At 61.1% G+C, this 9,243-nt stretch carries 5 protein-coding genes; 4 read left to right on the top strand and 1 reads right to left on the bottom strand.

Annotated elements, in window-relative coordinates; genetic code table 11:
- The first annotated feature begins 104 nt into the window (after positions 1 to 104).
- The 4 genes from HUK84_RS06305 (at position 105) to HUK84_RS06290 (ending at position 7,893) form a co-directional block, all read left to right on the top strand.
- Positions 105 to 1,493: an MFS transporter gene (locus tag HUK84_RS06305; RefSeq protein ID WP_281362739.1), complete on the top strand. Its 1,389-nt coding sequence runs from the start codon at positions 105 to 107 to the stop codon at positions 1,491 to 1,493.
- A 733-nt stretch (positions 1,494 to 2,226) separates the two neighbouring features.
- Positions 2,227 to 3,372 (top strand): efflux RND transporter periplasmic adaptor subunit, encoded by a 1,146-nt coding sequence (locus HUK84_RS06300; RefSeq protein WP_176639520.1) that lies wholly within the window; start codon positions 2,227 to 2,229, stop codon positions 3,370 to 3,372.
- Positions 3,369 to 6,494 carry an efflux RND transporter permease subunit gene (locus HUK84_RS06295; protein WP_176639519.1) on the top strand — a complete coding sequence of 1,042 codons (3,126 nt, stop codon included), beginning with the start codon at positions 3,369 to 3,371 and terminating at the stop codon, positions 6,492 to 6,494. The genes HUK84_RS06300 and HUK84_RS06295 overlap by 4 nt, the downstream gene beginning before the upstream one ends.
- Positions 6,487 to 7,893, top strand: a complete 1,407-nt coding sequence (locus tag HUK84_RS06290) for an efflux transporter outer membrane subunit (RefSeq protein WP_176639518.1) — start codon at positions 6,487 to 6,489, stop codon at positions 7,891 to 7,893. Before HUK84_RS06295 ends, HUK84_RS06290 begins: the two co-directional genes overlap by 8 nt.
- 174 nt (positions 7,894 to 8,067) lie before the next feature.
- Here the strand turns inward: HUK84_RS06290 and HUK84_RS06285 are convergent, their stop codons facing one another.
- Positions 8,068 to 8,814 carry a glucose 1-dehydrogenase gene (locus tag HUK84_RS06285; RefSeq protein ID WP_176639517.1) on the bottom strand — a complete coding sequence of 249 codons (747 nt, stop codon included), beginning with the start codon at positions 8,812 to 8,814 and terminating at the stop codon, positions 8,068 to 8,070.
- Positions 8,815 to 9,243: the final 429 nt, after the last annotated feature.

Below are 9,243 nucleotides of genomic sequence, written 5' to 3'. Positions count from 1 at the left end.
TCTCGTAGCTTTACCGCCGCCGTCATCAGCCAGATCCTCCCGCATCAAGAGAATCAGAGCCGGCGCCGTTCGTCACTTCACACACGAGTCAGTGGCTACGTCCTTTGGTATCATGCCTTGGCTTTGTGGTCGTTCTGATGGACGTCAGCGTCGTCAATGTGGCGCTGGAAGCGTTGCACGCCGCCTTTCGGGCCGACATGAGCGGTCTGCAATGGGTCGTCAACGCCTATACGCTGGCGTTCGCGGCACTTCTGTTGACTGCCGGGGCGCTCGGGGATCGGGTCGGCGCCCGGCGTGTCTTTATGGCTGGGTTTTCGCTGTTCACACTCGCATCGCTTGGATGCGGTCTCGCTTCTGACTTGCGGGCACTGATTTTAGCCAGATTCCTGCAAGGAATCGGGGCCGCACTTTTGGTTCCGAATTCGCTCTCCTTGCTGCGTCAGGTCTTTCGCGACCACGAAGAACGCAATCGGGCGGTGGGATGGTGGGGCGCTGGCGGTGGAATCGCGCTCGCCGCAGGTCCGGTCGTGGGTGGGTTTCTGATCACTGTTGCCGGCTGGCGCGCCATCTTTCTCGTCAATCTTCCGATCGGTATGCTCGGTCTTTGGCTGACTGCGCGCTACGCGCCGGCCTCTCCGAAACATCCCAATCGTGGACTTGATCTCGCCGGCCAGATTACGGCGGCTCTTGCGCTATCAGGTCTGACAATGGCGCTGACGGAGGTGAGCGGCCGTGGTTGGACCGATCCGGTTATCGTTGCGGGTCTTGCCACGGCCATTCTGGTCGGAGTGCTGTTTCTCTGGCTGGAAGCTGGCAATCCATCTGCGATGCTGCCTCTGCATCTGTTTCGGGACAGGACGCTCCGAAGTGCCACGGCGATCGGTTTGATCGCCAATCTCACATTCTATGGCGGTGTCTTCATTCTAAGTCTCTATTTTCAGGCGATCCGGCACTATTCACCGCAGACGACCGGATTGGCTTTTTTGCCGATGATGGCCACGCTGGTGATCATGAATGTTATTGCCGGCCGGATCGTCGGTCGCGTTGGCCCACGTCGTCTGACCGCGATTGGCATGAGCATATCGGCGCTCGGCTATGGCCTCCTGCTGCCCGTCTCGGCAACGGGTTCCTATTGGTCGCTCGCTGTTCCCATGTTGCTGGCGGGTAGCGGCATTGCGCTGACCATTCCCACGATCACCAACGCGACCTTGACGTCCGTTCCCCATGCCCAGGCCGGTATCGCCTCCGGGCTTTTGAATTCCGCGCGGCAGGTAGGCGGTATGATTGGAGTAGCTATCTTCGGATATTTCGTTCGTTCACAAGAAGAAGTTTTTTTCATGAGGGGAATGCATACGGCGATTGCTTTAACGGTCGTCCTACTTATTCTCGGAACAGTCATTGGTCTCGCCGGTATTCGGTCAGTTTCTGGCCAAAACTCAGAAAAGAAAAATCGCCATAGTATGCAGAGAAATGCAGATTTCGCCGAGGGCTGATCCGCGTGATTACCAACAAGCGATGTTGGCGTATTTGCTAATATCTGAATCTTCCCGGTGTTGACTCGATGTCACGTAATTATCCTGATTGCGGCTTCAACGTCCGCGACCTACGATGGGTCATCGCGGTTGCGGAGCATCGTAGCCATTATATTATCTGAAGATTTTTCCGACGTTGCCACTGTGACAGGCATGTCAAAATCCTGACATAAACCCGAGGAAGCAGCCAGCTATAAACGTGGCCAACGGTCCAACCCGAGGGGCGGTCAATTCGTCCGCGACATCGAGAGGGAAGCAGATGTCTGTTGCTGGTAATGCAGGTTATCGATCGGCGAGTTCATACCGAAATATGGATTCGATGATTTTGGCTCTGATTGTAGGCGTCATGCCGGCGGGATGCACGGCCGATTGTCGAGAGGACCGGGGCGATCGGAAAATGAAAATAAATGACAGCGAATAGAAGAGACGATATCGACCGTAAAAGATGCCAGCCTGTTTGGCGTTAGACGTGATGAGACTTATATGCGCTTTACATATAGCCAGGTGACCTGAGTATTCTATCTCTTCGTTCTTGCCGCAACCGCATCTCTTTCGGTTGTGTGATCGGGCCGAGCATACGGAGCAACGCCGCCTGGTCGGCCGATACCCGTCGTTACTTTGCTCGTCCTGGCGGTGGCGCCGGCGCGGCGTCATGCCGCACTTGCTGTCCTCTCTTTGCCGTGAATCGAGAAACATGATGGTGATCAAACGACGCGAAGAAGACACGTCATTTTGGCCCGCGCGCAGCAGGTTGCTGATGGGCTTGGTCTTGATGCTGCCGGTACTCGCGGGATGCAAAGCGCGGAACACCTACCATAAGCCGCCACCACCCGAAGTCGACGTTGCACGCCCGCTAAAGCAGGACGTGACCACCTACCTGTATGCGACTGGCCAGATGACAGCGACGCGGAGCGTCAACCTGGTTGCCCGCGTGCAGGGGTTCTTGCAGGCGATCGATTATCGCGATGGTGCGTTCGTCCACAAAGGCGATCTGCTATTTCTGATCGAGCCCGCCCCTTATGCTGCCCAGGCGCAGCAATCGCGCGCCAATTTGGCATCGGCCCTGGCGAGAGCGGCGTTCGGCGTAAAGCAATTCGATCGCTACCAGGCTTTGGCGCGATTCGATTCGGGCTCCGTGCAGCAGGCACAGCAGACACGTGCGGACCGCGATAGCGCCGACGCTTCGGTATTGCAGGCACAGGCCGCGTTGCAGCAGGCTGATATTACCTATGGCTACACCCATGTCACGGCTCCGTTCGATGGCTTCGTAAGCGCGCATCTGGTCAGCGTCGGGCAATTGGTCGGCAGTGGCCAGGCGACCGAGCTGGCGCAGATTTCGGCGCTCGATCCGATCTGGGTGAACTTCAACGTTTCGGAGCAGGATGGCGCGCGACTTTTAGCCCGTCCCGGTGAGAAATGGAAGTTGCAGGTCGAGGGGCCGGACGAGAGCGATTACCCACATGACGGACGGGTCGACTATATCGCGCCGACCGTGGATCCGGCGACAGGAACGCTGGCACTGCGCGGTGTGCTGGATAACGGCGATCTCACGCTGCGCCCCGGTAATTTTGTACGTATCCGCGTCATGACCGGCATCCGGCACAACGCTCTTCTGGTCCCCGCCGAGTGTATCGGAAACGATCAGGGCGGCAGGACGGTATTCGTGCTTACGGCCGAAAACAAGGTCGCGCTGCGGCCCGTGGCGCTCGGGCCGCTGGTCGGCCGGCTGCAGGCAATCGAACATGGGGTGGCCGCCGAGGATCGGGTCATCGTGAATGGCGTGGAATCGATCCGCACGGGTGAGGTCGCGGTGCCGCACGAGGTGCAGGTGACGCAATGATATCGAAATTCTTCATAGAACGGCCGGTATTCGCCAATGTGATCGCGGTGGTGACGATCCTGCTGGGCATCGTCGGCTTATTCGCCATGCCGATTTCGCAATATCCGGATGTCGTTCCGCCCACTGTCCAGGTCACGACGAACTATCCCGGTGCCAGCGCGACCACGATTGCTCGCACCGTGGCTTTGCCGATCGAGCAGCAGGTCAATGGCGTGCAGGACATGCTCTATATGCAGAGTACCAGCACCGATAGCGGAGCCTATACGCTTACGGTTACTTTCCGAATCGGCACGGATCCCGACAAGGCGCAGATCCTGGTTCAGAACCGTGTTTCGAGCGCGATGGCATCGCTGCCGCAGAGTGTGCAGGTACAGGGCGTGACCGTGCAGAAACGATCGACCAGCGTGCTCGGGTTCGTCGCGCTGACGTCACCAGACAACAGCCGCGACAGTCTGTATTTGAGCAATTACGCCACCATCCATGTCATCGACGCTCTGTCACGCATTCCCGGCGTCGGCAATATCAACGTGCTGGGTGCAAGCCAATATGCCATGCGGATTTGGTTCGATCCGGATCTCTTGCAGGCGCACGGCCTTGAGGCATCGGATGTACTGAACGCGATCGAACAGCAGAGCCAGGTCGTGCCGTCGGGTCAATTCGGAAGTCCACCCGGACGTGCTCAGCCGTTCCAATACACGCTCGATGTTCGAGGACGCCTCGCCGACCCGGTCGAATTCGGTAATCTGATCATCAAGACGGGAGCGGGTACCGGTGGCCAGATTGTACGGCTGCACGATGTGGCGCGCGTGGAGATGGGTGCGAAATCCTATGCGCAGGATTTCCGGCTGAACGGCCGACCCGCCATCGGGATTGGGATCTATCAGACGCCGGAGGCAAACGGCCTTCGGACGTTTCGCGCGGTGCGACGGGAAATGGCTGGCTTGTCGCGGGATTTTCCCCCCGGCGTCGCTTCGGAGATTCCATTCGATACGACGACATTCGTCAGCGCTTCGATCGGGGAAGTCTATAAAACGCTGATCGAGGCGGCGATCCTGGTGTTGATCGTCATCCTGGTGTTCCTTCAGGACTGGCGAGCGATGATGGTACCGGCGACCACCGTGCCCGTGACGATCATCGGCGCGTTCGCTGCGATGGCGGCAATGGGATTCGGGGTCAATATCTCCACCTTGCTGGCCATTGTACTGGCGATCGGCATCGTGGTCGATGATGCGATCGTGATTGTGGAGGGGGTCGCGCAGCAACTGGAGGGGGGTCTGCCCGGCCGGGCGGCCGCCATCGAGGCCATGGGCGTACTGGTCGGCCCGATCATCGGCATCACGCTGGTCCTGATGTCAGTCTTCATCCCCGCGGGGTTCCTGTCGGGCCTGACGGGACGAATGTATGCGCAATTCGCACTAGTGATCGCCGCGACCGCGCTGATCAGCGCGATCAACGCACTCACGCTCAAGCCGACGCAATGTGCGGCCTGGATGCGGCCTGTGCCGCGCGATGCGCGCCGCAACGGTTTCTATCGTGCGTTCAATCGACTCTACGCGACGGCAGAAGCGCGGTATGTCCGCCTGATCCGCTCTGTGGTCGGTCGGTCGGGTCTCTCGGTGCTGGTCGCGTTCGGGATCATCGTACTGGCAATCGGCGGATTGTCACGCCTTCCAACAGGTTTTCTGCCACTGGAAGACCAGGGCTATTTCGTCATCAGCGCGCAATTGCCCAGCGGCGCGTCCTTGGCGCGAGTCGGAGCGACATTGCGGCGCATATCGAACGTCGTTCAGAAAGTTCCCGGCGTGGAGAATGTGGTAACGATCTCCGGCATGTCGGTGCTGGATAATAGCGCCTCGATATCGAATGCCGGGACCGTCTATGTCGTGCTCAAGGATTGGAGCCAGCGCGGCTCCGGCGCCGGCCTGGTCGGCATGTATCACGCGCTGTCGAATGCTGTGGCGCCGATCCGCGAAGCGTCCGTCCGTGTGGTACCGCCGCCCGCGATCCAGGGGATCGGCAATGCCGGCGGCTTCACCATGCAGCTCGAATTGCGGGACGGGACATTGGATTGGTCGCGTTTACAGGCGGTGACTGCCGATATGGTTCGCGCGGGCGGATCGCAAAGCGCGATTTCACGGATTTTCAGCACATATCATGCCGACGCGCCGCAATTCGCCGTCTCGGTCGATCGAACGAAGGCCGCGACCCTGGGCGTGTCCCTGCAGGACGTGTTCCAGGAACTGTCCTATGCCGTGGGCTCCGGATATGCCGGCCAGTTCGATCGGTTCAATCATGTGTTCCAGGTCTATGTCCAGGCGCAGGATGCGTACCGGGTCGATGCGGCGCATCTCGGTCTGTTGCGTGTCCGCAATGCCAACGGCGGAATGGTGCCGTTGGGGTCTCTGGTGCGGGTCACCCCGTTGACCGGACCGTCACTCGTAACCCTGTATAACCTCTATCCGAGCGCGACCCTCATCGGGACGCCCGGCAAGGGATTCAGTTCGGGCGACGCGCTGACGGTGATGGAGCAGGCGGGCGCGCAGGAATTGCCGCCGGGTACGGGCTACGACTGGACCGCGATGTCGTATCAGGAGAAGGCGGTCGGCGGCCAGGTCTATCTCGTCTTCGGGCTGGCGATGCTGATGGTCTATCTCGTCCTGGCAGCGCAATATGAAAGCTGGTTCATGCCGCTTGCTGTGATCGCAGCGGTTCCGCTCGCGCTGACCGGACCGGCGACGGTGATCGCCGCCTTGGGGATCGACAATAACCTTTACACGCAAATCGGGCTGATCCTGCTGGTTGCGCTCTCGGCCAAGAACGCGATTCTGATCGTGGAGATGGCACGCGAACTGCGCGAGAGCGGCCGCAATATCGTGGACGCGGCAGTGGAGGCGGCGCGAATCCGATTCCGCCCGATTCTGATGACGTCGATCGCTTTCGCGCTGGGCGTCGTTCCGCTGGTGACGGCGAGCGGCGCGGGCGCGAACGCGCGGAAATCGATCGGGATCACCACCCTGTCGGGAATGATCTCCTCGACCTGCCTCGCCGTCGTCCTGGTGCCGGCATTTTTTGTTGTCATCCGGCAATTCGAGGAGCGTCGCAAGGGGACGTCCCATGTATGAAGCGCTTCGCCGCCTATCTGCATGGGTTCTGGCGCCTGTCGCGCTCTGCGGGTGTATGGTCGGTCCCAACTACCGTCGGCCGAGCATCGACGTGCCTGCGGCTTTCAAGGAAGCCAGTGCGGCCGGGGTCAATTGGGGTCCGGCGCGACCGAATGACGGCGCCGAGAAAGGTGCATGGTGGCTTGTCTTCCGCGATCCGCAACTCTCCGCACTGGAGGAACGGGTCGCGGTCAACAACCAGAACCTGAAGGCGGCACTGGCCGCGCATGACGCGGCAGAGGCGACCGTGGACGAAACGCGGGCAGGTTTGCTGCCAACGATTGCCCTCGATCCGCGCATCAGCCGATATCACCTGAACGACCAGTTCGGCACGGACGGCCAGACTCGCACGCGCCCCGCGTTCAGCGGGACGATCAACTGGCATCTGGATCTGTGGGGGGAAATCCGGCGGCAAGTGGAAAGCGACCGAGCGGCGGCGCGCGCGTCGGCCGAGCAACTTGCGTGGTTACGCCTGCAAAATCAGGTCGATCTGGCCAACGATTATTTCGTGCTGCGCTACGATGATTCGATGACGTCTCTTCTGCAAGCGACGGTCGCCGCATATGCCCGTGCGCTGGATATGACCCGACAGCGTCACAATCTGGGGGCGGTCAGCGAAGTGGACGTCATTTCCGCCCAGACGCAAATGCAAAACGCGCAGGCGCAGCTTGTCGGCGTCGGTATCGACCGGGCAACGCAAGAACATGCGATCGCCGTCCTGGTGGGCGTCCCGCCGGAAGCGCTGACGATTACGTCGGGTTCGTTGCTCGGGGCGGTTCCGACGGTGCCGGTGGAACTCCCGTCCCGCCTGCTGGAGCGGCGTCCCGACGTCGTGGAAGCCGAGCAGAACGTGGTCGAACAGAACGCGATGATCGGTGCGGCCATCGCGGCGTACTACCCGGATGTGAATCTGGGCGCGCTCGGGGGATATAGCGGGTCGAGGGCACTGTTCCAGGCTGGAAACAAGCTTTGGCTGATGACGGCGCAGGGCAGCGAGGTGCTTTTCAATGGCGGCGCGCGCTCCGCCAAAGTGCGGAGCGCACGGGCCAATTACGAGCAGAGTGTTGCGGCATATCGCCAGAAGGTGCTGGAGGCATTCCAGGGCGTCGATGATAATCTATCGAGTCTGCGAATCCTGGAACGGAAGGGAGGCATACAGGACGCGACGATCGCGAGCGCACGGCAGGGCATGCGGTTTGCGCTCAACGAATATCGAATGGGTGCCGTGGACTATACGACCGTCATCAACGCGCAGACCTCTGCCCTGAGCGCGGAGGAAAGCGGATTGCAGATTCGTCAGCAGCGCCTGTCGGCCACCGTGTCGCTCATCGAGGCGCTGGGCGGTTCGTGGCGCGAATAGAGCGGGTGTTCGTGGGGGGGCAGCGCGACCAATTCCCCGCTACCCTTACTTCGCGCGATATCGCCTCATCTTGTTATGGCTGCCGCAAGTACCCGCCGGTCCGCCATGCATCGTCCCGGATGCCGCCAATCCCTTCCGGACCTGGCACTATCGTGCCAGGTCGCGGGCAGTTCCTTAACGCAGGCCGCCGGAGGCGATCAGGGTTTCGCCGGTCAGCCAACGAGACTCGTCGGACGCCAGGAAAACCGCCAACGGTGCGATATCCTGCACCTGACCCGTGCGGCCCAGAGGCGTCTGCGCGATGATGGCCTGCTCCATCTCCGAGCCGACGATGCTCGCGGTCTGGGTGCCTTCGGTCTCGATCAGTCCGGGATTGATCGCGTTGACCCGGATCTGCTTCGGCCCGAGTTCCCGCGCCAGAGACCCGGTGATGGCGTCCACCGCGCCCTTCGTGCCGGTATAGACCGCCGAATTGGGCGGCGTGATGCGCGACACGACCGAACTGATATTGATGATGCTGCCGCCCGCGCCCAGATGGCCGACCGCGGCCTGGGTCGTCAGCAACGTGCCCAATACGTTGACGTTGAAGAGCCGGTGGAAATGCTCCTCGGTGATCTCCCCGATCGAGGCGAATTCATAGACGCCGGAATTGTTGACCAGAATATCCAGCCGGCCGAACTGGCTGATGGCGGCATTGACGATGGCTTGGGCGTCCGCTTTGCGCGAGACATCGCCCTGCACCGCGAAGGCCTTGCCGCCCGCGTCCGTGATCGCCGCGACGACCGCATCGGCCCCCGCTTTGCTGGACGCATAATTAACCACTACCGCGGCGCCTTCCGCTGCCAGTGCCTTGGCGATCCCCGCGCCGATCCCCTTGGAGGCGCCGGTGACGATCGCGACTTTTCCTGTAAGCTTACTCATGGGTGCTGTCCCTGTCTGCTCGGGCTGAGAGCGAAGCGCGGCTCCCATGCCCGGGGTTGCGGAAACGGATGACCAAAAAAAATGTGGAGCGACCTCCTACACCCACGACATATGAGGGGCATGATTTCACGTTCAAGGATTTATGGAGCGATTGCACCAAAAAATGCCAGCGAACGGCGTGATCGTGCCCGGCCAGGAACGCCCGCGCGACCTGCTGGCCGGTAGCACGCACTGTCGGAGGCCGCGATGATGGAGCGGTTGGCGTCGGGAGAGGCGTTGCGGACGTCGACCTGTTGGCGGATACGGATGTCGAGGGGCCCCGCGGTTCGCTCGGGCGAACCGCAGGCGCGGCACGTCAGCACATGCCGCCGTTGGCGCGGATGGTCTGGCCGTTGATCCAGCCGCCCTCCGGGCCGGCGAGGAACGAGA

This window comes from Nguyenibacter vanlangensis (assembly GCF_013376155.1).
GTDB lineage: Bacteria > Pseudomonadota > Alphaproteobacteria > Acetobacterales > Acetobacteraceae > Gluconacetobacter > Gluconacetobacter vanlangensis.
This window is presented reverse-complemented; position numbering and strand designations above follow the sequence as displayed.

Excerpts from the sequence above, each read along its gene's own strand:
- HUK84_RS06300 (WP_176639520.1), top strand. The coding sequence starts at position 2,227 with ATGATGGTGATCAAACGACGCGAAGAAGACACGTCATTTTGGCCCGCG.
- HUK84_RS06295 (WP_176639519.1), top strand. The coding sequence starts at position 3,369 with ATGATATCGAAATTCTTCATAGAACGGCCGGTATTCGCCAATGTGATC.
- HUK84_RS06290 (WP_176639518.1), top strand. The coding sequence starts at position 6,487 with ATGTATGAAGCGCTTCGCCGCCTATCTGCATGGGTTCTGGCGCCTGTC.
- HUK84_RS06285 (WP_176639517.1), bottom strand. The coding sequence starts at position 8,814 with ATGAGTAAGCTTACAGGAAAAGTCGCGATCGTCACCGGCGCCTCCAAG.